This is a genomic window from Streptomyces canus (assembly GCF_041435015.1).
Classification (GTDB): domain Bacteria; phylum Actinomycetota; class Actinomycetes; order Streptomycetales; family Streptomycetaceae; genus Streptomyces; species Streptomyces canus_G.
In genome coordinates this window covers 5,941,208-5,967,439 of record NZ_CP107989.1, presented here as the reverse complement: position 1 = coordinate 5,967,439, position 26,232 = coordinate 5,941,208, and the positions used below count along the sequence as shown (strand labels likewise).

The window sequence follows — 26,232 nt, the reverse complement described above, 5'->3', positions numbered from 1 at the left end:
CGGGGGGGGCGGCGGTGGCGACCCGACCGGCCGGGGTGCTCAGGACACCCCCGGAGAACCGCTGGCCGGCGGTGGGGACGAGGCCTCGGTGGGTGAGGGCGGGATGCTTTCCGACGGGGTCGGGGACGAGGCGGGGCTGGAGGGGCCCGCTCCCGTACCCGGTGACGACGGTTCCGGGGCCGCCGAGGTGCCCTGCGTCGGGGACGCAGGCCCGCGGGAGGAGCCCCCGGTCGCCGAGCCCGGTGCCGTCGCGGACGACGCCGGTGAGGCGGATGTCGACGCGTCGGTGGATGTCCCGGGGGTGGGGTCGCCGGAGCCCTTGGAACGCCCCGCCGCCGACGGTGGAACCGCACCGGGGCCCGTGCCCGCCGGGTCGTCCGAGGCGTCCTGGTCCGATGTCGAGGCGTCGCCGTCAGGCGTCGTGGCCTGGCGGGGCTGCGGTTCCTCCGTCGACACCCCGGGCTGCAGGATCGGCGCGATCGGAGGCTTCTTCGGGAGCGGCTGGGGTGTCAGCCCGGACGTCCATGCGTAACTGAGGCCCGACAGTCCGGCGAGGAGCACCGCGCACAGCGCCACCCGCAACCGGGGCCGCCCCGCCGTGGACCGCTTCGCGGCCCGCAGGATCCGCCCTCCGATCTTCACGGAGAGGTAGACGACACCGCCCATCGGGATCAGCAGCATCAGACAGCCCAGCACCCCGACGAGCCCCTCGACGACCCTGCCGTCCGCGAAGGCCGACCCGGTGCCGGAGAACTGCTCGACCATGGACCGGGTCATCGTGGCGATGATCCGGGGCAGGTTCCACAGCGCGTAGCCCATCTCGCCGATGATCAGCGGCACCATGGTGAGCACCCACGCGGCCACGATGGTCCGTGCCGACTTCTTCAGCCCGGCGACCTCTTCGCGCGCGGCCCGTCCCTTCCTCCCCGGGACCAGACCGAGCAGGATCGGCTTGATCTTGCCGTAGAGGTCCGGGACGCCGGCCAGGTCGCCCAGGATGTAGTAGCCGTCGAGCCGTACCGCCGGCATCAGCTGTTCGAGGATCTCGAAGTGTCCGAGATACACCGCGGCGAGGAAGAACTGCTCCCCCGTCGCGAAGTACAGCGCGGCCATCGCGAGCATGAAGACGACGTTGAAGTAGACCCCGCCCAGGTCGGTCCTGATCCGCCCGCCGCGCCCGATCCGGTAGACGTCGGTGACGTCGGTGTACATCGACGGCCAGATGAGGAAGATCCCGCAGCCGATGCACCCGGGCCGGGCGCCGCCGTAGGTGCACGCGGAGGCGTGGCCGAACTCGTGGAAGACGAGCGAGGCCACGGTCAGGCCGAACACGATCAGGATCAGCACCGGCTGGTCGAGGACCTCCAGGACGGGCTCGATCGCCCCGAAGAAACCGAACAGCCACACGTCCATGGCCACGGTCGTGAGCAGCACGGCCGCGACCACGAACGGCCGGTGCAGCCACGCGAACATCCGCGCGATCCGTGCCGTGCGCCGCTCGTCGAAGATGACCCGGTGGCCCTTGAGGGCGAGCAGGAGGTCGGAGCGCGGTGCGTCGACCTCGTCGCTCTCCTGGCCCTCGGGGACCGTCACCCCGAGCGGTTCGAGCTTCTTCTCCACCAGGAAGCGGATGTTCTCTCCGCTGACCTCGCGGCCGAATCTCGCGCTCACCCGGTGGGCGATCGACTCGGTGTCGCGTACGCCGTCGACGGACGACGCCACGAGATGCAGCAGCCGTGACAGCTGCACGACCTGCCCGTCCCCCCGGCGGGCGATGTACTTGGGCTCGGTGAAGCCCGATCCCTGGTACTCGCCGTGCAGTCGCAGTCCCGCGCTCAGCCGCGGCACCAGCGGCGCTTCGACGACCGGCAGGCTGCCCGTGGCCACCTGCTCGTACGTCACCGGCCAGCCGCCGGGCCCGGGCACCGGCCCGGGGTCGTACAGCGTCGGGGGCCCGTCTCCGAGCACTGTCATATGTGGTCTCCCCCCACGTCCTCCCCGTTTCCCCCCTTGCATGGCCGTCGGGGTGGACCGCACCGCTGGTACGGGCGGTCCACCCCGACGGCCGTGATCACGCCGGTGCTACTGCTTGACGACGATCGACTGCGAGGCCTGCGACTCGGCGACCGAGTACGAGGAGTGGTCGTTGAGCGCCGCGGACTGGTTGTCCGCCTGGATGTTGGCGATGTGCTTGGTGACGTTGGTCGTCTTGTTGAAGCTGAACTTCAGACGACCGAGGGCCTCGCGGCCCGGCAGCAGCTCGGCGGACTCGGTCTCCAGCTCGTGCATGTCCATGCTCATGACGGACGTCCTTTCAGGTGGTGATGTGGATGAGGTTCGAGGTGGTGCGCGGGTGCTACTGGGTGACCGTGATGCTCTGGCCCGCACTGGAGGCGGCGGCCGACGCGAAGGAGTGGTCGTTGACGGCCAGGGACGAGTTGTGGGCCTCGACGTTGGCGATGTGCTTGGTCACGTTGGTCGTCTTGTTGAAGCTGAACTTCAGACGACCGAGGGCCTCGCGGCCCGGCAGCAGTTCCGCGGACTCGGCCTCGAGCTCGTGAGCGTCCATCATGATCAATTCCCCCTCAGGGATGGGCATTTCCGGTCGGACCGAGTCAGGTTCCCCCCACACTCTGTCCAACCTGGTCGGACGTGCTGTCCAACGAGATTGGACACTAGGGCCTGGCGGGGCCTGTGCGCAACCCGTTCGGGGAATCACCCTTTCGGAGGCGGGAGGGGCCGCCCGTAGAATCGGCTGCGACATGGACGGTTCCGCCGAGCGGCGAGCAGGAAGTGACCCACCCGTGGCCAACGCACTGCAGCAGTTGATCCGTGAGCGCCTGGACCGCAAGGGCTGGTCCTACGGCGATGTGGCGCGCCGCGGCGGCATCCCGCGCTCCACCGTCCACCACCTTGCGACCACCGACCGTGTCGTCCGCATGCCCCAGTCGACCACCCTGGAGGGCCTGTCCAAGGGGCTGGAACTGCCGTTGGACACCGTGCGCCGCTCCGCCGCCGAGGCCTGCGGCATCCATGTGTACGGCTCACCGGCCGGCCAGGACCCCGAGGGCACGGCCCGCCCGGCCGACCCCGAGGTCGACCTGCTCATCGCCAGCCTCCAGAAACTCTCGGCCGACGACCGCCGCCACGTGACCGCGCTGGTGGAGTCCCTACTGGACCGCACCCCGAAGAAGTAACACCCGGCCGGACCCGAGCGGCGCCCTGGGGAACGGTCCCGCCCCAGGCAAGCGACCACCCGAGCACTGACCCACACGACGGATGCGCCTTTCCTGGCCACCGGGGCACTGACCCAGCCCGCAGACGCGCCCTTCACGGCCCCGACCCCGCACCACGCCAGCGGCCACCCAGGCACTGACCCACCCTCAGCCCCCCCCACGGCCACGGCCACCCGAGCGCTGACCCACTCTGGCCCACCCCTGGCCAAGGAAGTGACCGTCCGGAAGCATGTCCCGGCGGTCCGCGACCGCGGATGTTCACTCTTCCGTGGAGTCGGAAAAAGAATTTCGACTGTGGCCGAAAGCACCGCACTCCCCCGCTAGTCTCTCGTCCTGCCCGAGGAGCGAGAGCCGCACGACCCCGGGCTCCCAGGGGGGAATGTGTTGTTCGTGCATGGCGGGCCGGCCACAGCCGTGGTCCGAGGGCCCGCCGGTGAATCGGTCGTTCTGCTCTCCGGCGAACTGCCCGAGGTACTGACCGATCAGTCAGTGACCGAACTCGTGGAACTGGCCGCCGCCGTCCTGGACGCGGATGAGCTGCCCCTGTTCCACACCTGTCTGAGAACACTGCGCCGGGACGGCCTGCGCGCCGGCCGCCGGATCGAGATCGACGGCGCCGTACTGACTGTCTACGAGGGTTGACGGCGGAGTACCGGCCCACGCGTGAGAACTCACTGCGTGGGCGGGAAAGTGCCCGGAGCCGGACTTGAACCGGCACGCCCGCGAAGGGGCAGCGAGGTTTAAGCTCGCCGTGTCTGCATTCCACCATCCGGGCAGGCCATGGGCTCCGCATCGAGGTTCCGAGCCTATCGGGACGCATCCCCCGAACAGCGGTCGGGCGGACCGATGTTGTCTTATTTTATTGACGTCTGAGGGTGCATCAGACCACGGAACAGGCCATCCGCACTTGCCAATAGCGTTACGTGGGAAACCCGGCCGCGCATGCGGAATGACGGAATTTCACCGCCCGAACGAGGACGCTCCACCTGTTCTCTGCACTTGCCCCGATCAGGGGCCGCCGTCATCCCCAGGTATGACGCCGAGCGGCGTGGTCCCTCCGAAGTCTGCCCTCGGAACCAGAACTGCGGCTGACTACACGGCCCGCTGCGGCCACCAGGATGGAAGACGTCCTTCAACGATGTCGTCCCGCTAGGAGTTCCATCCCGTGACCACCACACCCGTCGCCGGCCGGACCACCACCGTGGCCGCGCGCGCCACGGATCTGTCGAAGATCTACGGACAGGGCGAGACCCAGGTGGTCGCCCTGGACCGGGTCACCGTCGAGTTCCACCAGGCCGAGTTCACCGCGATCATGGGCCCCTCGGGCTCCGGCAAGTCCACACTGATGCACTGCGTCGCCGGCCTCGACACCTTCTCCTCCGGTTCGGTCCGCATCGGCGAGACCGAGCTCGGCTCCCTGAAGGACAAGCAGCTGACCAAGCTGCGGCGGGACAAGATCGGCTTCATCTTCCAGGCGTTCAACCTGCTGCCGACCCTGACGGCCCTGGAGAACATCACCCTCCCGATGGACATCGCCGGCCGTAAACCGGACAAGCAGTGGCTGGAGTCGGTCATCCAGATGGTCGGGCTGCGGGACCGCCTCAGCCATCGGCCCGCCCAGCTCTCCGGCGGCCAGCAGCAGCGCGTCGCCGTCGCCCGGGCACTGGCGTCCAGGCCCGACATCATCTTCGGCGACGAACCGACCGGAAACCTCGACTCACGCTCCGGCGCCGAGGTGCTGGGCTTCCTGCGCAACTCCGTGCGGGAGCTGGGACAGACGGTCGTGATGGTGACGCACGACCCGGTGGCCGCGGCGTACGCGGACCGGGTGGTGTTCCTCGCGGACGGCCGGATCGTCGACGAGATGTACCAGCCCACCGCCGAGAACGTCCTCGACTTCATGAAGCAGTTCGACGCGAAGGGCCGCACCTCCTGATGTTCCGCACCGCCCTGCGCAACGTGCTCGCGCACAAGGCCAGACTGCTCATGACCGTGCTCGCCGTCATGCTCGGCGTGGCGTTCGTGTCCGGCACGCTGGTCTTCACCAACACCATCTCCGAGGCCTACCAGAAGAGTTCGGCCAAGGGCTTCGACCAGGTCGACGTGGCCGTCACCGCCGAGTCCCGGGAGGACAAGGGCAACACGATCGGGAAGAACCCCGACCTGACCCAGGCGCTGCTCGAGAAGAGCGCCGGGGTTCCGGGGGCCTCGAACGCCATCGGCGTCGTCAGCGGCTTCACCGCCATCGCCGACAAGGACGGCAAGCTCATCGGCGGCGGCTTCCAGTCGCAGGGCGGCAACTACTACGGGGACAAGGACCCCCGGTACCCGCTGTCCGAGGGCGCCGCTCCGCACGGCGCGAACCAGGTCGCGATCGACTCCGAGACCGCCCGGCGGGCCGGCTACAAGGTCGGCGACACCGTGCGCATCTCGGTCGACGGCCCGGTCCTGAAGCCGGTCGTCACCGGCATCTTCACCACCGACGACGGCAATGTCGCGGCCGGCGGCAGCCTGGCCCTCTTCGACACGGCCACCGCCCAGAAGATGTTCGGCAAGCCGGGGACGTACGACGAGATCGACGTGAAGGCGGCCTCCGGCACCTCCCAGACCGCGCTGAAGGCCGCGCTGGACAAGGCGCTTCCCTCGGACCTGGTGGAGACCGAGACCGGCAAGGAACTCGCCGACGAGCAGGCCGAGATGATCTCGTCCTCGATGAGCGGTCTCAAGCAGGGGCTGCTGGTCTTCGCGGGCATCGCGCTCTTCGTCGGCACCTTCATCATCGCCAACACCTTCACCATGCTGGTCGCCCAGCGCACCAAGGAGCTGGCCCTGCTCAGGGCCGTCGGCGCGTCCCGCAGGCAGGTCACGCGGTCGGTGCTGATCGAGGCGCTCGTGGTGGGCCTGGTCGCCGCCGTGACCGGTCTCGTGGCCGGTATCGGCATCGGCGCCGGGCTCAAGTCCCTCATGGGCACGCTCGGGGCGACCGTCCCGGACGGGCCGCTCGTCATCACGCCGGGCACGGTCGGCGTGGCCCTCGCGGTCGGCGTGCTGATCACCATGCTGGCGGCCTGGCTGCCGGGCCGCAGGGCGGCGAAGATCCCGCCGGTCGCGGCGATGAGCAGCGTGCACGCGAAGGCGACGACCAAGTCGCTGGTGCTGCGCAACACGCTGGGCGCGCTGTTCAGCGGGGCGGGTGTCGCCGTCATCCTGGCGGCCACCACCATGGACGGCTCGGACGGCCAGGCCCCGATGGGCATGGGCGCGGTCCTGCTGATCATCGGTGTCTTCATCCTCACCCCCCTGCTGTCCCGCCCGCTGATCGCGGCCGCGGCACCGCTTCTGCGCGTCTTCGGCATCTCCGGAAAGCTGGCCCGCCAGAACTCGGTGCGCAACCCGCGCCGTACGGCCGCCACCGCCTCCGCGCTGATGATCGGGCTCACCCTGATCACCGGTATGACGGTGATGGCGGGCAGCCTCCAGAAGTCGATCGACAAGATGGCGACGGCTGCCGTCAAGGCGGACTACGTCGTCTCCATGGCCAACGGCAACGAACTCTCGGCGGACGTCGAGAAGAAACTGGCGAAGGTCGACGACGTCACCGCCGTCAGCCCGCTGCGCAACGCGGCCTCCCGCATCGACGGCCAGACCGAGTACCTGACCGGCGTCAACGGCTCCGCGATCGGCGAGCTGACCGACCTCAAGGTGGACGACGGCGCGTTCAGGGTCGGCGGCAGCCAGGTGGTCGTGGACAAGGAGAGGGCCAAGTCCTTCGGCTGGAAGGCCGGTTCGACCTTCACCGTCCACTACGAGGACGGCAAGGCGCAGAAGCTCACGGTCGCCGGGGTCTACGAGGGCAACGAACTGATCAGCGGCATCATGCTCGACACCGCGACGCTCAATCCGCACCTGAGCGATCTGTCCGACATGCAGGTCATGCTGAAGACGTCCGACGGCGCCTCCGCCGCGGCCAAGGACAAGCTGGAGAAGGCCCTCGGCTCCAACCCGGCCATCAAGGTCCAGGACAAGAAGGATCTGTCCGACTCGATCGCGCAGATGTTCACGCTGATGCTGAACATGCTCTACGGCCTGCTCGCCATGGCGGTGATCGTCGCGGTCCTCGGCGTCATCAACACCCTGGCCATGTCGGTGTTCGAGCGGTCCCAGGAGATCGGCATGCTCCGCGCGATCGGCCTGGACCGCAAGGGAATCAAGCGGATGGTCCGTCTGGAGTCCCTGGTCATCTCCCTGTTCGGCGGGGTCCTGGGCATCGGCCTGGGCGTCTTCTTCGGCTGGGCGGCAGGTGAGCTCCTCGGCACGAAGATGGCGACGTACGAACTCGTCCTGCCCTGGGCCAGGATGGGGGTGTTCCTGCTGCTGGCGGCGACGGTGGGCATCCTCGCCGCGCTGTGGCCGGCCCGCCGGGCGGCCCGCATGAACATGCTGGCGGCGATCAAGGCGGAGTAAGACCAGGCAGCCGTACGCCACGAGGGGGCCCGCCGCTCGGCGGGCCCCCTCGTCATGGCCCGACGCCGACCGGCACGGCCCCGCGCCCGCCGACCAGTCGCACCCACCACTCCAACCAACCAGCACCACGCAAGTCCGAGCAGCCCTACCGCACATGGGACCCACTGCCCGACAACAGGCCCCGGTTCCTCCCCGGCGCCCTGCCACGAGATCCACCCACACGCCACGACCGACCGCCGACCAGCCGCCGCCCGCATCCACGCAACGCCGAGCACACCTACCGCACATGGGACCCACTGCCCGACAACAGGCCCCGGTTCCTCCCCGGCGCCCTGCCACGAGATCCAGGCGCCACGGCCCACAGCCAACCAGCCGCCGCCCGCGTCCACGCAAGGCCGCGCAGCTCTACCGCACTTGGGGCCCGTCGCTCGCCTACGGGCCCCTCCTTCCTCCCCGGTGCCCGCCGACCGCCGCAGGATCCGCGCACCGCGTCCGGTCACCGACCCGTCGAGGCAACCACCGGCCGGCCTGCGCACCACGCACGGCCGAACAGCCGTATCGCAGTTGGGCCCGTCGCTCGGCAGCGTGTCCGCCGGTCGCCGACCAGTCGCAGCAGTCGCTCCGCCCGCGCCGGGTCACGGATGGCCATGGCCGGCGGCTTCCCCGGGAGTCAGTTCCAGGTGCGGGACCTCAGGGGCAGGCCGGACGTGCCGGATTCGGTGGTTCTGACGGCGAGGACCTGGTTGACGCCGATGCGGTTGCGTTCGAAGGCCAGGGCGCACGCGGCCATGTACAGCCGCCACACACGGGCCCGTCCGGGACCTGCGAGCCGGGCCGCGCGCTGCCACTGGGCCTCCAGGTTGGCGACCCAGCGGCGCAGGGTGTGGGCGTAGTGCTCGCGGATCGACTCCACGTCCCGCACCTCGAACCCGGCCCGCTCCAGCATGGTCACGGTGGTGCCGAGGGGGGCGAGTTCGCCGTCGGGGAAGACGTAGGCGTCGATGAACTCGTCGAGGTCGTACGCCGCTTCGTCGCCCTGCGGGCGCCGGGCGATCTGGTGGTTGAGGAGCCGTCCGCCGGGCTTCAGGAGCTTCAGCAGGACCTCGGCGTACTCCAAGTACCTTTCCGCGCCGACGTGTTCGGCCATGCCGATGGAGGAGACGGCGTCGTACGGCCCGTCGGTGACGTCCCGGTAGTCCTGCACCCGGATCTCGACCCGGTCGGTGAGCCCCTCGTCGGCGACGCGCTTGCGGGCGTAGGCCGCCTGCTCCTGGGAGAGGGTGATGCCGACGACGCTCACGCCGTACTCGCGGGCGGCGTGGATGGCCATGGAGCCCCACCCGCAGCCCACGTCGAGGAGCCTCTGCCCGGCCCGCAGATCGAGCTTGCGGCAGACGAGGTCGAGCTTGTCGCGCTGGGCGCGCTCCAGGGTTCCCCCGGGTTCGGGAGCCTCCCAGTAGGCGCACGAGTACACCATCGACGGCCCGAGGACGATCTCGTAGAAGCCGTTGCCGACGTCGTAGTGGTGGCTGATGGCCCGCTTGTCGCTGCGTCTGGTGTGCAGATGGCCGCGGGCCCGGCGGATCTCCTCGGGCGGCGGGGCGGGCGGCAGCGGCGGGCCGGCGAGGGCGAGGAGCCCGCGGACGGCGGAGCGCACCTCGGGATCGCGCAGGGCCTGGAAGAGGGTCCTGGCGTCCTCCCCGCGCTGCCACACGAGCCCCGAGATCAGGTCGAGGGCGGTGTAGAAATCACCGTCGATGTCCAGGTCTCCCGCGACCCAGGCGCGGGCCAGCCCCAGCTCGCCCGGCTTGAACAGCAGCCGGCGCACGGCACGCCGGTTGCGCACGACCAGCGCGGGCGCGTCCGGCGGCCCGGCCTCCGAACCGTCCCAGGCGCGGATCCGCACCGGTAGCGGCACTCCCAGCAACTGTCCGACGAGGTCCCTGAGCCGCAGCGCGGCATCTGCCATGGCGTACACCTCCGTGACGAGGATCCCGGAATTGTCCACTTTGGTAAACAGCGGCATGCCGGGGCGCAGTCCCTTCTGCGGGTTACGTCCGGGCAAAAAACATGCAGCACCCACGTACACCCGGTGGGTGCGGGAACGCCGAAGGACCTCCCGCACCACGGATGGCGGGAGGTCCTTCGGGGTGGATCAGCGACCGGAGCCGGTCAGGAGGCCTTCGCCTCGGTCTTCTTGGGCTCGGCGGCCGGCACGGGCCTCGCGGCCTCGTAGAACTCCTCGCGCGGGTGCTCCATCGCGCCGAGGGAGACGACCTCGCGCTTGAGGAACATACCGAGGGTCCAGTCGGCGAAGACGCGGACCTTGCGGTTCCAGGTCGGCATGGCCAGACCGTGGTAGCCGCGGTGCATGTACCAGGCGAGACGACCCTTGAGCTTGATCTTCATCTTGCCCATGACGATCATCGCGACGCCCTTGTGCAGGCCGAGACCCGCGACAGCACCCTTGTTGGAGTGGCTGTAGTCCTTCTGCGGGAAGCCCCGCATCCCGGAGATCACGTTGTCGCCGAGGACCCGCGCCTGCCGCAGCGCGTGCTGGGCGTTCGGCGGGCACCAGGCGTTCTCGACCCCGGCCTTGCGGGCGGCGACGTCCGGGACCTGGGCGTTGTCGCCCGCGGCCCAGATGTAGTCGGTGCCGGTGACCTGGAGGGTCGGCTGGGCGTCGACGTGACCACGCGGGCCCAGCGGGAGGCCGTAGCGGGCCAGGACCGGGTTCGGCTTGACGCCGGCGGTCCACACGATGGTGCTGGAGTCGACCTCGAGGCCGTTCTTGAGGACCACGTGGCCGTCGACGCAGGAGTCCATCGAGGTGGAGAGGTAGATCTCCACGCCCCGGCTCTCCAGGTGCTCCTTGCCGTACTGGCCGAGCTTGGGGCCGACCTCGGGGAGGATCTTGTCGGCGGCGTCGACGAGGATGAACCGCATGTCCTCGCGCGAGACGTTGCTGTAGTACTTGGCCGCGTCGCGGGCCATGTCCTCGACCTCGCCGATGGTCTCCGCGCCCGCGAAGCCACCGCCGACGAAGACGAAGGTGAGCGCCTTGCGGCGGATCTCCTCGTCGGTCGTGGAGTCGGCCTTGTCGAGCTGCTCAAGCACGTGGTTGCGCAGGCCGATGGCCTCCTCGATGCCCTTCATACCGATGCCCTGCTCGGCGAGGCCGGGGATCGGGAAGGTGCGGGAGACCGCGCCGAGCGCGATCACCAGGTAGTCGAAGGGCAGCTCGTACGCCTCGCCGACCAGCGGGGCGATCGAGGCGACCTTGCGGTCCTGGTCGATGGTGGTGACCCGGCCGGTGAGAACCTCCGCCTTGGGCAGCACGCGTCGCAGCGGGACGACGACGTGGCGCGGGGAGATGTTGCCGGCGGCGGTTTCGGGGAGGAAGGGCTGGTAGGTCATGTACGACCGGGGGTCGACGACCGTGACGGTCGCCTCGCCGTAGCGCATCTTCTTGAGAATGCGCCGAGCTGCGTACAGGCCTACGTACCCACCGCCTACTACGAGGATCCTGGGACGCTCCGTGGTGCTCATGCCATCGAGTATCCACCCGCCCCAGGGGGGTCGCTCGTGCGCCCCTTCACAAGCTTCCCCAGAGGGTGTGCTATCCTCCGCGACTCGCGTGATCCACGTCATGGCGCGAGAGGGGAACCACCGTGTAGGGCGACCCGTTGTCAATGCCGCGTGAGCTGCCTCTCTGCACCGAAAGCCCTCCTGCGAGAGACCCGCGCGACCCCCTCGCACGACCCGCGCCCGAGGTCCGCATCCCCCCGTTTTGAACGTGTTCACACGGGTGTCGGGACCCCGGAAGGGCCAACCGGACCGGATTCGTCGTCCGACAGGGCCGAATTCCTTGTGAAGAACTTCACGAACTTTCCCGGCGACACGTCAAAGAGGGGCCCCGAAGGGCCCCCCGGACGCGCTCATACGTTGTTCTCCCTGCTCAGCAGAGGTGCTCGGCAGGGTCCTACGCGACCGACCACGCGATGCCGTCGAGGATGTCGTGCTCGCTCACGACGACCTCCTCGGCGCCGATCCGCTCCATGATCGACAGGAGGACGAGGGCCCCGGCGGCGATGACGTCCACGCGCCCGGGGTGCATGGAGGGCACGGCCGCGCGCTCGGCGTGGGTGGAGTGCAGCAGCCAGTCGGTGATCTCACGGACGCGGTCGCGGGAGACGCGGGAGTGGTGGATGGCCTGCGAGTCGTACTCGGGCAGCTCCTGCGCGATCGCCGACACCGTGGTGACGGACCCGGCGAGCCCCACCAGCGTGCGCGCCTCGCGTAGCGGGACGGTCTCCTCGGCCAGGTCGAGAGCGTCCTCGATGTCGGCCCGCATGGCGGCGATCCGGTCATCGGTGGGCGGGTCGCTGACGACCCCGTCGCGCACGAGGTGCCGCTCGGTCATCCGCACACAACCCACGTCGACGGAGCGTGCGGCGCGCACATGGTCGTCGCCCACCACGAACTCCGTCGAACCACCGCCGATGTCCACCACGAGGTAGGGCCTGGCCAGGTGGTCGCTGCCCTTGAGTTCCCTGGTCGCCCCGGTGAAGGAGAACTCCGCCTCCTGGTCCCCGGAGATGACCTCGGGCTCGACCCCGAGGATGTCGAGCACCCCGCGCACGAACTCGTCCCGGTTCTCGGCGTCCCGTGAGGCGGAGGTGGCGACGAACCGCAGCCGCTCGGCCCCGTGCTCCTTGATGACCGCCGCGTACTCCCGGCACGCGGCGAAGGTCCGCTCCAGCGCCTCGGGGGCGAGCCGCCCGGTCCGGTCGACGCCCTGCCCGAGCCGCACGATGGTCATACGACGGTCCAGGTCGACCAGTTCGCCGGTCGCGGGGTCACAGTCGGCGACGAGAAGCCGGATCGAGTTCGTACCGCAGTCGACGGCGGCGACGCGGGTCACTGGGCGTCCTCCTCGGCGAGGGAGACGCAGGCGCCCTTGCGCCACCACTCCGGCAGCATCGCGATCGCCTCGTCGCCCAGCGGGTTGACGCCCGGGCCCGCGGCGAGCGAGTGGCCCACCAGGACGTGCAGGCACTTCACCCGGTCCGGCATGCCGCCCGCGCTCGGGAAGCCCTCCAGCACCTCGATGGCGTCACGGCGGGCGATGTAGTCCTCGTGCGCGGCCCGGTACGCCGCCGCGAGCTCCGGGTCGGTCTGGAGCCGCTCCGTCATCTCCTTCATGACGCCGTTCGCCTCGAGGGTGCCGATCGCCGAGGCGGCGCGCGGGCACGTCAGGTAGTACGTCGTCGGGAAGGGCGTGCCGTCGGGCAGCCGGGGCGCGGTCTCCACGACGTCCGGCTGTCCGCACGGACACCGGTGCGCGATCGCCCGCAGTCCGCGCGGCGGCCGCCCGAGCTGCTGCTTGAAGGCCTCGACGTCCGCGTCGGTCGGCTCGGTTCGCGGAGTGGAGGGCGGAGGCGTTTCCATGCCTGTCTTTCTATCGGTCCATCGGTCGGTTCACTGGTCGGAGGCGTCGGACTTGTCGACCCCGTCCCAGACGTTCGCGTACCAGGGGCGGTCGGCGGCCCCGAGGTCGGTGTGCGCCTGCTTGGCCGCGTCCGGGTCGACCACGACGAAGCCCGTCTCGCCGGGCATCACATAGTGCAGCCGCTGCCGGATCTGCTGCTCGGCGTACGTGTCGTCCTGCCAGCGCGCCTTGAGGTCGCGCAGCTTCTCCACCCGCTCGGCGGCCCGCGCCTTCTCCCGCTGCAGATCGGCGATCTCGGCGCGCTGGGAGACGTACTGCCTTATCGGGTACGCCAGCGCCACCACCAGCGTGCACAGCACGAGCGCGAGCAGCGCGGCCCGGCCGGTCAGCCGGGAGCGGCGGGCCTGTCGCTTGGTCTGGGAGCGGTAGACACGGGCCGCGGTCTGCTCGCCGAGCAGTCTGATCCTGGTCGCGGTGGAGAAACGGTCCCGGTCCTTCACGGCCATCGGCTTTCCGCCTCCCCTTCTACGTGCGTACGTCCCCGCACACGGTACGGGACCGGTACGGGGACGTACGTACGACTGGCGAAGGCTTAGCCCTGCCGGGGTCAGCCCTTGAAGCGCGGGAAGGCCGAGCGGCCCGCGTACACGGCCGCGTCGTCGAGGATCTCCTCGATGCGCAGGAGCTGGTTGTACTTGGCGACGCGCTCGGAGCGGGCCGGGGCGCCGGTCTTGATCTGGCCGCAGTTGGTGGCGACGGCGAGGTCGGCGATGGTGACGTCCTCGGTCTCGCCGGAGCGGTGGGACATCATGCACTTGAAGCCGCTGCGCTGGGCGAGCTCGACGGCGTCCAGCGTCTCGGTGAGCGAGCCGATCTGGTTCACCTTGACGAGCAGGGCGTTGGCGGCGCCGTCGTCGATGCCGCGGGCCAGGCGCTCCGGGTTGGTGACGAACAGGTCGTCGCCGACGATCTGGACCTTGTCACCGAGCTTGTCGGTGAGGACCTTCCAGCCGGCCCAGTCGTCCTCGAACAGCGGGTCCTCGATGGAGACGAGCGGGTAGGCCGCCACGAGCTCCTCGTAGTACTCCGTCATCTCGGCGGCGGAGCGGTCCTTGCCCTCGAACTGGTACTTGCCGTCCTTGTAGAACTCGGAGGCGGCGACGTCGAGCGCCAGGGCGACCTGCTCGCCGGGGATGTAACCGGCTTCCTTGATGGCCTCGAGGATGAGGTCCAGGGCGGCGCGGTTGGACTCCAGGTTCGGCGCGAAGCCGCCCTCGTCACCGAGGCCGGTGGACAGACCCTTGCTCTTCAGGACCTTCTTGAGGGTGTGGTAGACCTCGGTGCCCCAGCGCAGCGCCTCGGAGAAGGACTCCGCGCCGATCGGGGCGATCATGAACTCCTGGATGTCCACGTTGGAGTCGGCGTGCGAGCCGCCGTTCAGGATGTTCATCATCGGCACCGGCAGCAGGTGCGCGTTCGGGCCGCCCAGGTAGCGGAAGAGCGGGAGGTCGCTGGCCTCGGAGGCGGCGTGGGCGACGGCGAGGGAGACGCCGAGGATGGCGTTGGCGCCGAGCGAGCCCTTGTTGTCGGTGGCGTCCAGGTCGAACATCGCCTGGTCGATCAGGCGCTGCTCGGTGGCGTCGTAGCCGACCAGCTCCGGGCCGATCTGCTCGATGACGGCCAGGACGGCCTTCTCGACACCCTTGCCCTGGTAGCGGTTGGGGTCACCGTCGCGGAGCTCGATGGCCTCGAAGGCACCCGTGGAGGCGCCGGACGGGACGGCGGCACGACCCGTGCTGCCGTCGTCGAGGCCGACCTCGACCTCGACCGTGGGGTTGCCTCGGGAGTCCAGGATTTCCCGGGCTACGACGACGTCGATGGACGGCACGAGCATCTCCTTCTTGGGGTCTGACACGGTCCGCCGGGACCGCGGTGGGTTCTGCGAGACCGAGCCTAACCGGCTCCGGGGGATCGGCCACCGTGTGGACCGCCCCGTGGACAGAACCGAAAGTAAATTGTTTCTGAACTGAACAAAGACGGCCCGGGGCGGCGCATGAAAAAACCCCGCCCCGGTGCGTACGGGGGAACACGCACCGGAGCGGGGAGCCCGTGGGGACGGGGGGACCCTCACGAGGCCTTCATCGTGAAGGACACGGATGTGAGGGCGCTGTGGTTCAGCTGGGCCTTACTTGAGGTGCAGCTGCTGGCCCGGGTAGATGAAGTCGGCGTCGGTGATGATGTCCTTGTTCAGCTTGAACAGCTTCTGCCAGCCGCCCTTGACCTTGTGCTTCTCGGCGATCGAGCTGAGGGTGTCACCCTTGACGACCTTGTACTCGCCGTCGCCCTTCTTGACCTTCTTGCCGGTCGGGGTGGTGACGGTCTTCTTGGCCGCCGGACGGTCGGTCGAACGGGAGGCGCTCTGCTCCTCGGTCGAACGGCTGCTCGTGTTCGAGGAGCTGTTGGAGGAGGACGAGCTGCTGCCGCCGCTGTAGGTGGCGCTGGACAGGCCGGTGCCGCAGACCGGCCAGGCACCCTTGCCCTGCGAGGCGAGGACCTTCTCGGCGACGGCGATCTGCTGGGACTTGCTGGCCTGGTTGGCCTGCGCGGCGTACTGCGTGCCGCCGTACGCGGCCCAGGTGGAGGCCGAGAACTGCAGACCGCCGTAGTAGCCGTTGCCGGTGTTGATGGACCAGTTGCCGCCGGACTCGCACTGGGCGACGGTGTCCCACTCGGAGGCGGTGGCGGCGGAGGCGTTGCCGGCCGCCATCAGCGGGGCGGCGATGGCGACACCGGTGACACCGGCGAGCGCGGCGGCGCGAGTGGCCTTGGACGGACGACGGTGCTTGCCCTTGCCGGAAAACAGCATGGTGGATCCCCTCACCGACGCCTACGAGGTGAGCTGTCGGGTTCGGGCCGGTTGAGTTGCCCGGCCGCGCACCTCCCGGTGCACGGCTTAACCCCAAGCCGGTTCCAGCTCAACTGCTGGGCCCGGCACTTACCTTGGGTCCCCCGCTCCTGCCTACGGCGCTGTTAAGCGACGACTGTTCCCGTACGGCCGCTGGCAGGATTCGGCGTTGCGACAGACGGGGCTCGGGTTGCCGAGCGGTGACGACCGTAGACACGCGTTCGGCGGAATTTCAAAGACGATCAGGGCTTCTGAGACTCATCCCACACTTTCACCAAAGTGGACATTCGGTGCGAAGTGTGACGTGAACTCCCGCTGTTTTTCTGGGCTTTTCCGCCCTATTCAGCCCCTGTGTCGAGCGTCTGACCGGCGACGATGTTGCTCGGGTCGGCCCCGATGCGGTCCTTGTTCTCGGCATAGAGGGCGCGCCATCCCCCGTCGAGGCCAAGGGAGTCGGCGATGGAGGCGAGGGAGTCGCCCTCCTGGACGGTGTAGGTACGGGCGGCGTGGCGGCCGGCCGCGGAGGAGGCCGCGCTCTTCGTCGCATTCTCCTCGGCGCTGCCACCCCGGTGCTTGCCGGAGCCGAGGGCGCCGACGTCCACGAGGGCCGAAGAGCTGCCCTCCTGCCACGACTTGTCCGCTTCGTCCTCTTCTGGGTTCACCACGGGTGAGCTGTCGGAAGACTGCGCCCCTTCCGCGGCGGAACCCTCGGAACCCGAGGAGTTCTTTTTGTCCGACTTGCCGGAACCCTTGTCACCGCTGGAGGGGGTGGCCGACGGCGAGGGAGTCGTGGACGAACCGTCCAGCGCGCCGAGCAGACCGGAAGACTCTCCGGAGCCCGACGAGTTGGAGGAACCGGACGAACCGGATGATTCCGACGAGCCGGACGCGGAGGCCGAGGGCGTCCCGCTCTCCACACCCGTGTCGACATCGGCCGAGCTCGAGTCCTTGCTGAGACCGTTGAGCAGACCGCAGGTCGGCCACGCGGCGATGCCCTGGTCCGCGAGAAGCTTCTCGGCCACGGCTATCTGCTGGTTGCGGCTGGCCAGATCCGCGGTCTTGGCGTATTCGAGGCCGCCGTACTTCTCCCAGTTCTCCTGGGACATCTGGAGGCCGCCGTAGTAGCCGTTGCCGTCGTTCGCGCTCCAGGAGCCGCCGCTCTCGCATTCCGCGACCCGGTCCCAGGTGGTGCCGGTGGCGGCGCTCGCTCCGGTCGCCCCGAGCAGTGGGATCGCGATGGCGGATCCCGTCACACCGGCCGCAATGAGGAGAGCCGGAGCCTGACGGGGGCGACGGTGACGACCGTTCCCGGAGAGCATGGGGGGACCTTTCCCGAGAGAGCAGGGACCTGCGCGGCGGGTGGTGCAGGGCACCGCGCTGGTCCGTGAACGTATAGGGATTCGATCACTTGTCACAAGTTAATGCCGCGTAGATCACGTGAAGATCACAGACTTGAGGGCACGTCATGTTTACGAGGCCCCGTGCGGGGATAGGCCGGACCCCTCGGTCGATTACCGGACGGGCGTGAACTCCACGGGCAAAGTGCGCAGTCCACGCATGATGAGTCCCCCACGCCAGCGCAAATCGGCTGAATCCACCGCGAGTTGCAGGTCCGGGAGACGGGTGAGGAGGGTGGCGAGCGCGGTCTGCCCCTCCAGACGGGCGAGCGGGGCACCGAGGCAGTAGTGGATGCCGTGGCCGTAACCGAGGTGCTGATTGTCACGGCGGGACAGATCGAGCACATCGGGGTCGGCGAACCGCTCGGGATCCCGGTCCGCCGCCGCGAGCACGACGAGCACCGGGTCACCGGCCGCGATGTCCTGACCGCCGATCCTCAGGGGCTCGGTGGCGAACCGCCAGGTGGCCAGCTCGACCGGGCCGTCGTATCGCAGGAGCTCCTCCACACCGGTCTCCAGGAGGCCTCTTTCCCCGGCGACCAGGGACTGCTGCAGCCGGTTCCGCTGCTCGGGGTGGGTGAGGAGGGCGTACACGCCGTTCCCGATGAGATTGACGGTGGTCTCGAAGCCGGCGAACAAGAGGATGAACGCCATCGCCGCGGCCTCGTTCTCGGTGAGGTGCTCGCCGTGGTCGGAGGCGCGGATCAGTCCGGAGATGAGGTCCTCGCCCGGGGCCGGCTCGTCGGGCAGCGCTTCCCGCTTCCGGTGGATGAGCTCGGCGAGATAGCCGCGCATCTTCTTCACGGACCGCGCGACCCCGCCGCGCGGCCCCCCTCCGTGACGGATCATCATGCCCGCCCAGTCCCGGAAGTCGTCCTGGTCCTCGCGGGGGACGCCGAGCAGGTCGCAGATCGCGTAGATGGGGAGCGGGAAGGCGAAGTCGTGGATGAGGTCGGCGGTGCCGGTGGTCGCGAACCCGTCGATGAGGCGGTCGGTCAACTCCTGCACCCGCGGCGTGAATTCGGCGACCCTCCGGGGTGTGAACGCCTTGCTGACGAGCCGTCGGAGCCTGGTGTGGTCCGGCGGGTCGATGTTCAGCAGATGCGTCATCAGCTCCGCCTTGCGCTCCCCCGGGATACCCGTCTTGCCCCTGGCGTGCGCGGGCTCGTCGTGGTGCGCCGGGTTCTTGCTGAGCCGCTGGTCGGCGAGGGCCTGCTTGGCATCGGCGTACCGGGTGACCAGCCAGGCCTCCACCCCGCTGGGCAGCCGGGTCCTGTGCACGGGGGCGTGCTCGCGGAGCCAGGCGTAGGCGGGATAGGGGTTGGTGGCGAACTCCCAGGAGAACAACTCGGGGGCGGGAGTCGTGGCGGCGGGGACGGCGGGGGACGCGGGGGTGCCGGGGGTCGCAGGGTCGGCGGGGGTGGCTGAGGGCTGGTCGGTCACTCCTTGACGTTATCCGGCGGGTGGGGTGCCTCGACCTCCCGGATCGCGTCCCGGTACAGCCGTGCCGCCGCGCGCAGGGCCGCCTCCGGGTCGACGCCCTCCGCCTCGGCGCGGGCGGCCAGGACGAGGAGTTCGTAGCCGATGCCCTCGGTCTTCGGGAGCGGGACGTCCAGGCCCGCCGTCCGAACCCGCGACGCCAGCTTCGCCGCGAGGGCGAGGCCGGGCTGGCCGAGCGGGATGCCTTCGGTCACCGAACTGCGCTGCTTCTCTATCGCCTTGGTGCGCAGCCAGTGCGCCTTGACCTCCTCCGGCGTGCTGGCCGTCTCGTCGCCGAAGACGTGCGGATGGCGGTGGATGAGCTTGGCGACGATGCCGCCGGCGACGTCGTCGACGGAGAAGGGGGCGTCCGGGTCCTCCTCGGCGATACGGGAGTGGAAGACGACCTGGAGCAGGACGTCCCCGAGTTCCTCGCGCAGTTCGTCGCGGTCGCCCTCCTCGATGGCCTCGACGAGTTCGTACGCCTCCTCGATGCCGTACTTGGCGAGGCCCTCGTGGGTCTGCTGGGAGGACCACGGGCACTCGGCGCGGATCCGGTCCATGACCTGGACGAGGTCGAGGAGCCGGGCACCGGGCAGGTCGTAGGAGGCGGGGAGCAGCTCCAGCTCGGGCATCTGTATGCGTCCGGATCCGGCGAGGCGTGCCAGACCGTCCGTGAGGGCCGGCTCGCCCTCGCCCGTGGCCACGACGACCACCGTGTGTCCGCCCGCGCACGCTCCGACCAGCTCCTCGGCGGTCGGGGACGTCTCGTCGACCGCTATCCCCGCCTCCCGCAGATACGGCAGCTGGGGATGGGCTCCGTCCGCGCACAGAACATGGTCTGCGGCGTGCAGCGCCTGCCAGGCGGGCCAGGACAACAGGCCGGGGGCGACGCGGTGGCTGGTGGTGAGCAGGACGATGCGGCCGGGGGCGGACGCCGTGTCCGGGTCCTGGTCAGGGGCGGGCTCGAAGCCGGTTGCGTTCACAGTTCGAAGCTAACGCACGGCGTCGACGGGGCGATCGGTTTGTCCACAGGCGGGGGATGGCGGGGCGATCGTACGATCATCCGCCTGCCGTGTGGGCTGCCCCGCTACGTCGGGCTGATCCCCGGGTGCGGGCTGCCTCGGTCCCGCTACGCGCTCTGCTCGCTGCCCGCCGTCGTGACCTCCCGCACCCACGGGGTCTTCGCGTCGACGCGGGTGCTCTTCGCGACGTCCCAGGTGCCGTAGCGCGGGTTGAGGTCGACGTCGAGTTGCTTGGACGCCTTGCTCAGGGCGTTCCAGAAGGCGGGGTCGCCGGTGTCGGTGCCGAGCTTTCCGGCGAGTTTCTGGGCCTCCAGCTGGAGGAGGAGGTTCTCGTCGAGGCGTTCGGGGGCGATGCCGTACTGCTGGAGCCATGCCTTCTCCAGGCCCTTGGCACCGCCGGCCTGCTCCTCCAGGCCGGAGCGCAGCTCCTGGACCTCCTTGCGGGTGACGGACACGTCCGCGTTCTCGGCCGCCCGGTGCAGCACCTGATCGAGGACCATACCGTGCAGGACGTCGCGGGTGAGGGTGCCGGTCTTGGCGACGGCCTGCGCGTACTGGGCCTCGTCGGTGACGGCCTCCCGCTGCGCGTCCCGCACCTCGGTCACCCGGTTCTCCAGCTGCGCGACAGTGATCCGCTGCCCGCCGACGACGGCCGCGGCGCCGGGATGCGCGTCGCTTCCACACGCGGTGAGCAGGGGTGCCGCGGCGGCGAGCGCGGCGGAGAGGACGAGCGCGGTGCGACGACGGCGGTGCAAGGAGGCCTCCCGAGGAGATTGTGCGACGGTGCACAAGGTCTTGCGGTGATCGATGGTAGGCAGGGGACCGGCTCTGGCCAACCCATTCGACCAACGATTCACCAGGACTTCGGGCACCGCCGCGCCACGCGCGCGTGGTTGCCGTCAGCCGGTGATGGCCACCGGACCGTCCCACGCGTCCCGGTCCACGGTGATCGTGTAGCCGTTGCGCGACTCCTTGCTGTTCACGAGGTACTGGTGGCCACGGCTGTGATCCGTGTACTGCGTGGCGCCGAAGGGCCAGTCCGCGGTGGTGGTGTTCTGCTTGTCCCACAGCGCGTACCAGAGGTTGCCCGGCAGGTCGGTCTTGTTGGTCGCGTTGGCGATCGCCTTGGCGCTGGAGCTGGTGAAGCCGTAGAAGCCCGCTCGGTACGTCTTCGCGCGCAGGGTCTTGTCGAAGGCACGCACATAGGTGAGCACGGCGTCGTTGCACGCCTTGTTCGTGATGTCGTACGCCTCCATGTCCAGATAGATCGGGCTGCCGACCTTCATGCCGAGCGCGGAGGCCTTGGCCACCGCGTCCGCGCCGTCCGTCGCGCCCAGGGAGGCGGCGGTGGAGGCGGTGAGCTTCTCCGGGTTGGAGCCGCTCTGGCAGGGCGGCTGGGCTCCGACGTAGAGCGGGATGAGCTTCCAGCCGACCGTGCTGACCGACTTGACCCAGGAGGCGGTGAGGTTGGGCTGGGAGCAGCCCCGGTTCTTGCCGCCCACGTAGACGGCGGCGGCGCCGTAGAGGCCGCCGTGCCAGGCCTTCATCGCGGAGAGGGAGGGGGCGGCGCAGGTGTCGAAGGCGCGGCCGGTGTACGTCTTCTGCGCCGGCCAGGTGGTCGCGGCCATCGAGCTCTGCGCGGCGAGACCCGCGCCGGCGACCACGGCGGCTCCGGCGACGCCCCACGTGACGTATCTGCGCTTCTTCGACTGCCGATGGCTGGACATGGACGACCCCACCCCTGGATGTGCTGTTGGTTGTGCTGTACATGGTGATTTGGCTGAAACGAAGCGTAATCCAAGCGGCGGAGCCTTCTAACCCCGCACCTGTCCCAGCCACTGGAGCGTCCGGCGGACCTCGACCGCGAGCGGGTGCGCCGGTCCGTGCAAGCGCTCCACGTCGTGCAGCAGGCGCGCGAGTGTGTCGTGGGCGGCGGCGCGGTCGCCGAGGGCGAGCAGGAGGTGCCCGATGCGGCGGCGGACGTCGTGGGCGAGCTGGGGGTCGCCGGCCACGTACTGGTTCTCGTAGTACGGCAGCAGGGCGCGGTATTCGGCCAGTGCGGCCGCGGGTTCCCCGAGTTGTTCCAGACACTGGGCGGCGTCGTAGCGGAAGCGCAGGGACTGCGGGTCGGCGTGGCCGGCCTCGGTGGCGCGTTCGTCGGCGAGGCGGCGCAGTTCGGGCAGTGCGCGGCGGTACTGGCCGTCGTCCATGAGGGTGGCGGCGTACTGCTTGCGCAGGGTGCGTACGACCGGGGAGTTCACGCCGTGCTGTTCGGCGGCCGCGGGCAGGATGCCGCCGAGGATGTCGACGGCCTGGGTGATGCGGCCCTCGCCGAGAAGCCGCTTGACCTCGTCGACCGCGCGCGCGACGTCCGGTTTCTCGGTCGCCTCGGGGACCGGTGTGACCGGGGCGGGCTGGGGCGCGGGCGTGCGGGCGCGGTCCGGCCAGGGGGCGTGCGGGCGCAGGAAGGGGCGGGTGGGGTCGAGGGGTGCTCCGGTGGGCATCCCGCGCGCGGGCAGGAGCAGCGCCAGGTCCTCGTACACGTCCTGCGCGGAGGCCGGGCGGTGCTGCGGGTCCTTGGCGAGCAGCCGCAGGACGAGCGCTTCGAGGGCCTCGGGGACTTCGGGGCGGGTGCGGCGCACGGGCAGCGGGGGCTCGTACAGGTGCCGGTGCAGTACGCCGAGCGCGGTGGAGCCCGCGAACGGGACGTCGCCGCTGAGCAGTTCGTGCAGCAGTACGCCGAGTGCGTACAGGTCGGTGTACGGGCCGACCGCGCCGCCCATGGCCTGCTCGGGCGCCATGTAGGCGGGCGAGCCGATCGGCGAACCGGTGTGGGTGAGACGGGTGGTGTCGGTGTCCATGACGGAGGCGACACCGAGGTCGAGGACGGTGACCGTGCCGTCCTGCTTCACCATCACGTTGCGCGGCTTGAGGTCGCGGTGGACGATCGGCACGGCGTGCACGGCGCTCAGCACGGCGCACAGTTGCGCGGCGACCGCGACCGCCCACTGCCAGGGGTACGGGTCGTGCTCGGCGAGATGGTCGGAGAGGTCCGCGCCGTCGACGTACTGCATGACGAGGAACAGCTCCTCGCCCTCGCTGCCCGCGTCGTGCACGGTGACGAGCCCGGGGTGGTCGACCTGCGCGGTCACCCGGCACTCCCGCACGAACCTTCGGCGCAGTTCGTCAGCCTCCTGCCCGGCCACCTTGTCGGGGCGCAGCAGCTTCACCGCCACGCGCCGGTCGAGCCGCTGGTCGTACGCCGTCCACACCTGGCCCATGCCGCCCTGTCCGATGAGCGTGGACAGTTCGTAGCGGCCGGCGACGACACGTCCTGTCGCCACGGTCACCTGCCGCCCTCGGGGTTGCCGTCGTGCTTGCGCAGATAGTCGCTGAGCTCGTCGAGTTCGGCGCGCACCTGGTCGATCCGGGCGGGCGCGGGGCGCTGCGGCGGCGGGGGCGGGACGACACCGGGGGCGGAGACCGGAGGTGCCGGCGGCTGCGGCAGAAGCGTGGACGTGTACGGCGGTGGTGTCGGCTGCGGATAGCCGTAGCCGCTGTGGACGGTCGGGCCCTGGGGCGGCGGGTGGCCCGCGAACCGCCGCTGCTGGTGCACCCGGATGTCCATCACGACGAAGTACACACTGCTGAAGAGACCGAGGAGCAGGACCAGCGACATGGCGACGTCGGTCCTGGGATCGCTCTCGGGCAGTGAGCCGACCACCGCGAAACACGCGATGGACACCGGAAGGCTCGCCCAGGACAGCACCCAGTCGATCGACCGCCCGCGCAGGAAGGCGATCCGGAACAGCGGAGCGCAGGCGAGCAGGCCGCACGAAAGGAAACCGACGGCGGCGAGCACCACGCGCAGGGTGATGACCGTGCCCGAGTCGCGGGCGGGCGGGGCCGCGCCGTGGCCGTACATGAACGCTCCTGAACCGGGATTCGATGTGGGGTTCGAGCGTATAGGCCGATACCGACAACTGGTCACGGGTTGTACCGAACCGTTGTCGTCCTGATCAGTCGGGCGCGACCGTTCCGTCGGTGAGCCCGTCGTACATTCCGCGCACGAGCTGCTCTCCGAGCCGGCCCGCGTGCCTGAGCGCCCGCTCGAACTCGTCGAGCACGCGGAAGCGTTGGCCGTAGCGCCGTTGTTCGTCGAGCGGGAGCCTGGGCAACTGGAGCCTGCGCACGTCCAGGCGGGTCGCGGTGGAGGCATAACTGCTGGCCTGGCGGTTGTTGGCGGTGCCGCGCAGGAAGCCGGCCAGGAACCAGGGGTCGAGCGCCGCCGGATCGGGGCGCAGCAGCACGAGGTTGCGCCCCAGCGCGGCGCCCCCGGTCGTCGCGTCGATCACGCGCGCCACCGAGCCGCCGCCCAGCACCGGTACGACGACGTCGCCCGGTTCGGTCAGTACCGCCTCCTCCTCGCTCTCGGGAAGCGTCCCGGAGGGGTCGGCCCCGAAGAGGACATCGTGGTCGGTGAGCACGGGCACGCGTGCGTGGCCGCCGTTTCCGCCCGTGCGCAGCATCAGGGCTCCCCCGCGCGCGAGTTCGCCGATGGTGGTGAGCGGCCACCGCGCGGGGTGCGCGGCGTCGCCGCGCGGCGGGGTGAGGTCGGCGGTCAGGCGCAGGGTTTCGCCCAGGTGCTCGCGCACGGCCGTGAGCTGGTCGGCGCCGCCGGCCGCCGTGGGGGGTGGCAGGTGACGGGCGGGAGCGAGGTCCACGTCGTCGTCGAGGAGTTCGATGACGGGCAGCGCACGGGCCACTCCGGGCCGTTCCGGGAAGCGACCGGGCCGTCCGAAGGCCTGCCAGGCGTCGAGAACGGCCTCGCGCACGGCCCGCCAGTCCGGCCCGCCGCGCCCCTCCCCCGCGAACTGCCCCACGTCGACGAGGAGCACCTCCGGCTGCGCGGGCGCCTTCTCCGGGCGGCGCAGCACCCACAGGTGCAGCGGGATGTTGTACGGCGGTGCCGCCCCGACCGGCAGGGCGATCACGGCGCGCAGGGCGCCGCGGCGCAGCAGATCGGCACGGATACGGCGGCCGGAGCGGCGGGAGGCGGCGGCGGGCGGCATGAGCAGGACGCCGGCGCCGCCGTCCTTGAGGCGCGCGAGTGCGTGCTGGACCCAGGCGAGCTCGGACTCGGTGCGGGCCGGGAAGCCGTACTCCCAGCGGGGGTCGTAGGCGAGTTCGTCGTGGCCCCAGTTGCGCTCGTTGAACGGCGGGTGGCACAGGACGGCGTCGGCGCGCAGCCGGGGGTGGGCGTCCGCGCGCAGGCTGTCGCCGACCGCAGCGTGCACGGTGGACCAGGTCTGCAGGGCGAGCCGGAGCGTGGTGAGCGCGGCGAGTTCGGGGGCGTTGTCCTGGGCGTGGAGCTCCTGGTCGGGGCGGGTGGCGGCGGCCCGCAGGAGGGCGCCGGTGCCGCAGGCCGGGTCCAGGACGGTGCGGGCGGGGCCGGCGAGGTCGGCCATGAGAGCGGCCAGGTCGGCGGGGGTGAGCGTGTACTGGCGCGGGTTGGCGTCGAGGTGCCGGCCGAGCAGGAACTCGAAGGTCTGCCGGGCGCCCAGCTCGGCGGCCAGCTCGGCGACGCCCCGCAGGAGGGGGGCGGAGGGCAGGAGTTCCGAGCCGGTGGGGAGGTGAACGGCGGGGTGGGTGTTCACAGCGGAGGGGGTGTGAACACCGGAGGCGGGGCGTGCGGGGGGTGGGGGGTTCACGGCGTTCGCGGTGTTCACGGCGTCCGCGATGTTCACTCGGCTCGCGGGGTTCACGGCGTCCGCGGCGGTCGTGCCGTCCACGGCGTTCGCCGAGGCCCGGTCGGCGTCGGGGGTGTGAACCCGCCCCGGGGTGTTCACAGCGGGTGCGGTGTTCATCGCCGACTCGGGTCCGAATCGCGGCGTGAACACCTCCCGCAGCGCCCCCGGCAGCATCTCCGAGAGGCGCTCGTCGGAGCCGGCGCTCACCTCCAGCCAGACCGTCGGGCGGTCGTGGATCAGCAGCAGGAGGCAGCCCGCGTGGGTGAGTGCGGTGACCGGGCCCTCAGGGTGGCCGGAGAGCTGCTGCCAGACGCGTTCCCGCAAGGGGACCTCAGCGAGTTTTCCCTGCTTGCGCAGCCAGGACTCGACCTCGGCGAGCGCGAAGGACGGGCTGGTCTCGGTGCCGCCGACGGGCCTCGGGAAGTCGGCGTGCCGACGGCGCCAGTTACTGACGGCCGCGCGGCCCACGCCGGCCAGCCGTGCGATACCGGCAGCGGTCACCTCAGTCGTGTTGTCCTGCACTC

22 protein-coding genes, 1 tRNA gene and 1 riboswitch are annotated in these 26,232 nt (G+C 70.3%); of the genes, 4 read left to right on the top strand and 19 right to left on the bottom strand.

What is annotated here, in order from left to right:
* Positions 1 to 39: 39 nt before the first annotated feature.
* The 3 genes from OG841_RS27345 to OG841_RS27335 all read right to left on the bottom strand — a co-directional run bounded on the left by OG841_RS27345 (position 40) and on the right by OG841_RS27335 (position 2,572).
* The gene (locus OG841_RS27345; RefSeq protein WP_328639076.1) at positions 40 to 1,974 is read right to left on the bottom strand and encodes a hypothetical protein; all 1,935 of its coding nucleotides are present in this window, start codon (positions 1,972 to 1,974) and stop codon (positions 40 to 42) included.
* A gap of 108 nt (positions 1,975 to 2,082) precedes the next feature.
* A complete protein-coding gene (locus tag OG841_RS27340; RefSeq protein ID WP_007382551.1) occupies positions 2,083 to 2,301 on the bottom strand; it encodes a hypothetical protein in 219 nt (72 codons plus the stop codon).
* A gap of 55 nt (positions 2,302 to 2,356) precedes the next feature.
* On the bottom strand, positions 2,357 to 2,572 hold the full coding sequence (locus OG841_RS27335; RefSeq protein ID WP_225886303.1) for a hypothetical protein: 216 nt from the start codon (positions 2,570 to 2,572) through the stop codon (positions 2,357 to 2,359).
* A gap of 232 nt (positions 2,573 to 2,804) precedes the next feature.
* On the opposite strand from OG841_RS27335, the gene OG841_RS27330 reads away from it, so the two are divergent.
* The gene (locus OG841_RS27330; RefSeq protein ID WP_057611613.1) at positions 2,805 to 3,197 is read left to right on the top strand and encodes a helix-turn-helix domain-containing protein; all 393 of its coding nucleotides are present in this window, start codon (positions 2,805 to 2,807) and stop codon (positions 3,195 to 3,197) included.
* A gap of 420 nt (positions 3,198 to 3,617) precedes the next feature.
* Positions 3,618 to 3,878 carry a hypothetical protein gene (locus OG841_RS27325; protein ID WP_328782245.1) on the top strand — a complete coding sequence of 87 codons (261 nt, stop codon included), beginning with the start codon at positions 3,618 to 3,620 and terminating at the stop codon, positions 3,876 to 3,878.
* A 49-nt stretch (positions 3,879 to 3,927) separates the two neighbouring features.
* Here OG841_RS27325 and OG841_RS27320 read toward each other — a convergent pair.
* Positions 3,928 to 4,011 (bottom strand) — tRNA-Leu (locus tag OG841_RS27320).
* A gap of 390 nt (positions 4,012 to 4,401) precedes the next feature.
* On the opposite strand from OG841_RS27320, the gene OG841_RS27315 reads away from it, so the two are divergent.
* Together OG841_RS27315 and OG841_RS27310 are read left to right on the top strand one after the other, a co-directional pair.
* The gene (locus tag OG841_RS27315; protein ID WP_328639078.1) at positions 4,402 to 5,172 is read left to right on the top strand and encodes an ABC transporter ATP-binding protein; all 771 of its coding nucleotides are present in this window, start codon (positions 4,402 to 4,404) and stop codon (positions 5,170 to 5,172) included.
* Positions 5,172 to 7,700, top strand: coding sequence for an ABC transporter permease (locus OG841_RS27310; protein WP_328639079.1), 2,529 nt, complete (start codon positions 5,172 to 5,174; stop codon positions 7,698 to 7,700). The genes OG841_RS27315 and OG841_RS27310 overlap by 1 nt, the downstream gene beginning before the upstream one ends.
* Before the next feature lie 670 nt (positions 7,701 to 8,370).
* Here the strand turns inward: OG841_RS27310 and OG841_RS27305 are convergent.
* From OG841_RS27305 to OG841_RS27235, 15 genes are all read right to left on the bottom strand, one after another.
* Complete coding sequence (locus tag OG841_RS27305; protein ID WP_328639080.1) at positions 8,371 to 9,669, bottom strand: cyclopropane-fatty-acyl-phospholipid synthase family protein; 1,299 nt, start codon at positions 9,667 to 9,669, stop codon at positions 8,371 to 8,373.
* Positions 9,670 to 9,872: 203 nt separating this feature from the next.
* Positions 9,873 to 11,249: an NAD(P)/FAD-dependent oxidoreductase gene (locus OG841_RS27300; protein WP_328639081.1), complete on the bottom strand. Its 1,377-nt coding sequence runs from the start codon at positions 11,247 to 11,249 to the stop codon at positions 9,873 to 9,875.
* A gap of 433 nt (positions 11,250 to 11,682) precedes the next feature.
* The gene (locus OG841_RS27295; protein WP_328639082.1) at positions 11,683 to 12,624 is read right to left on the bottom strand and encodes a Ppx/GppA phosphatase family protein; all 942 of its coding nucleotides are present in this window, start codon (positions 12,622 to 12,624) and stop codon (positions 11,683 to 11,685) included.
* The gene (locus OG841_RS27290) at positions 12,621 to 13,151 is read right to left on the bottom strand and encodes a DUF501 domain-containing protein (protein WP_062044019.1); all 531 of its coding nucleotides are present in this window, start codon (positions 13,149 to 13,151) and stop codon (positions 12,621 to 12,623) included. The genes OG841_RS27295 and OG841_RS27290 overlap by 4 nt, the downstream gene beginning before the upstream one ends.
* Before the next feature lie 30 nt (positions 13,152 to 13,181).
* Positions 13,182 to 13,658, bottom strand: a complete 477-nt coding sequence (locus OG841_RS27285; RefSeq protein ID WP_328639083.1) for an FtsB family cell division protein — start codon at positions 13,656 to 13,658, stop codon at positions 13,182 to 13,184.
* Between the two features lie 101 nt (positions 13,659 to 13,759).
* Entirely contained in the window at positions 13,760 to 15,046 is a 1,287-nt protein-coding gene (eno, locus tag OG841_RS27280) for a phosphopyruvate hydratase (protein WP_057610369.1), read from the bottom strand.
* Between the two features lie 291 nt (positions 15,047 to 15,337).
* Positions 15,338 to 16,018 (bottom strand): transglycosylase family protein, encoded by a 681-nt coding sequence (locus OG841_RS27275; RefSeq protein WP_328639084.1) that lies wholly within the window; start codon positions 16,016 to 16,018, stop codon positions 15,338 to 15,340.
* Positions 16,019 to 16,021: 3 nt separating this feature from the next.
* Positions 16,022 to 16,189, bottom strand: a riboswitch (cyclic di-AMP (ydaO/yuaA leader).
* Positions 16,190 to 16,395: 206 nt separating this feature from the next.
* Positions 16,396 to 17,376 (bottom strand): transglycosylase family protein, encoded by a 981-nt coding sequence (locus tag OG841_RS27270; RefSeq protein WP_328639085.1) that lies wholly within the window; start codon positions 17,374 to 17,376, stop codon positions 16,396 to 16,398.
* Positions 17,377 to 17,568: 192 nt separating this feature from the next.
* Positions 17,569 to 18,897: a cytochrome P450 family protein gene (locus OG841_RS27265; RefSeq protein ID WP_328639086.1), complete on the bottom strand. Its 1,329-nt coding sequence runs from the start codon at positions 18,895 to 18,897 to the stop codon at positions 17,569 to 17,571.
* Positions 18,894 to 19,919: a nucleoside triphosphate pyrophosphohydrolase gene (locus OG841_RS27260; RefSeq protein ID WP_328639087.1), complete on the bottom strand. Its 1,026-nt coding sequence runs from the start codon at positions 19,917 to 19,919 to the stop codon at positions 18,894 to 18,896. The genes OG841_RS27265 and OG841_RS27260 overlap by 4 nt, the downstream gene beginning before the upstream one ends.
* Positions 19,920 to 20,065: 146 nt before the next feature.
* Entirely contained in the window at positions 20,066 to 20,713 is a 648-nt protein-coding gene (locus tag OG841_RS27255; RefSeq protein WP_328639088.1) for a SurA N-terminal domain-containing protein, read from the bottom strand.
* Between the two features lie 144 nt (positions 20,714 to 20,857).
* Entirely contained in the window at positions 20,858 to 21,685 is an 828-nt protein-coding gene (locus tag OG841_RS27250) for a glycoside hydrolase domain-containing protein (RefSeq protein WP_328639089.1), read from the bottom strand.
* A gap of 87 nt (positions 21,686 to 21,772) precedes the next feature.
* Positions 21,773 to 23,266 carry a serine/threonine-protein kinase gene (locus OG841_RS27245; RefSeq protein WP_328643562.1) on the bottom strand — a complete coding sequence of 498 codons (1,494 nt, stop codon included), beginning with the start codon at positions 23,264 to 23,266 and terminating at the stop codon, positions 21,773 to 21,775.
* A 38-nt stretch (positions 23,267 to 23,304) separates the two neighbouring features.
* On the bottom strand, positions 23,305 to 23,883 hold the full coding sequence (locus tag OG841_RS27240; RefSeq protein ID WP_328639090.1) for a hypothetical protein: 579 nt from the start codon (positions 23,881 to 23,883) through the stop codon (positions 23,305 to 23,307).
* 94 nt (positions 23,884 to 23,977) lie between these two features.
* A complete protein-coding gene (locus tag OG841_RS27235) occupies positions 23,978 to 26,230 on the bottom strand; it encodes an N-6 DNA methylase (protein ID WP_328639091.1) in 2,253 nt (750 codons plus the stop codon).
* Positions 26,231 to 26,232 lie beyond the last annotated feature (2 nt).

Bases quoted from the DNA above. Each gene is read 5' to 3' on its own strand.
- OG841_RS27345 (WP_328639076.1), bottom strand. From the start codon at position 1,974: ATGACAGTGCTCGGAGACGGGCCCCCGACGCTGTACGACCCCGGGCCG.
- OG841_RS27340 (WP_007382551.1), bottom strand. From the start codon at position 2,301: ATGAGCATGGACATGCACGAGCTGGAGACCGAGTCCGCCGAGCTGCTG.
- OG841_RS27335 (WP_225886303.1), bottom strand. From the start codon at position 2,572: ATGATGGACGCTCACGAGCTCGAGGCCGAGTCCGCGGAACTGCTGCCG.
- OG841_RS27310 (WP_328639079.1), top strand. From the start codon at position 5,172: ATGTTCCGCACCGCCCTGCGCAACGTGCTCGCGCACAAGGCCAGACTG.
- OG841_RS27305 (WP_328639080.1), bottom strand. From the start codon at position 9,669: ATGGCAGATGCCGCGCTGCGGCTCAGGGACCTCGTCGGACAGTTGCTG.
- OG841_RS27300 (WP_328639081.1), bottom strand. From the start codon at position 11,249: ATGAGCACCACGGAGCGTCCCAGGATCCTCGTAGTAGGCGGTGGGTAC.
- OG841_RS27290 (WP_062044019.1), bottom strand. From the start codon at position 13,151: ATGGAAACGCCTCCGCCCTCCACTCCGCGAACCGAGCCGACCGACGCG.
- OG841_RS27285 (WP_328639083.1), bottom strand. From the start codon at position 13,658: ATGGCCGTGAAGGACCGGGACCGTTTCTCCACCGCGACCAGGATCAGA.
- eno (WP_057610369.1), bottom strand. From the start codon at position 15,046: ATGCTCGTGCCGTCCATCGACGTCGTCGTAGCCCGGGAAATCCTGGAC.
- OG841_RS27275 (WP_328639084.1), bottom strand. From the start codon at position 16,018: ATGCTGTTTTCCGGCAAGGGCAAGCACCGTCGTCCGTCCAAGGCCACT.
- OG841_RS27270 (WP_328639085.1), bottom strand. From the start codon at position 17,376: ATGCTCTCCGGGAACGGTCGTCACCGTCGCCCCCGTCAGGCTCCGGCT.
- OG841_RS27250 (WP_328639089.1), bottom strand. From the start codon at position 21,685: ATGTCCAGCCATCGGCAGTCGAAGAAGCGCAGATACGTCACGTGGGGC.
- OG841_RS27240 (WP_328639090.1), bottom strand. From the start codon at position 23,883: ATGTACGGCCACGGCGCGGCCCCGCCCGCCCGCGACTCGGGCACGGTC.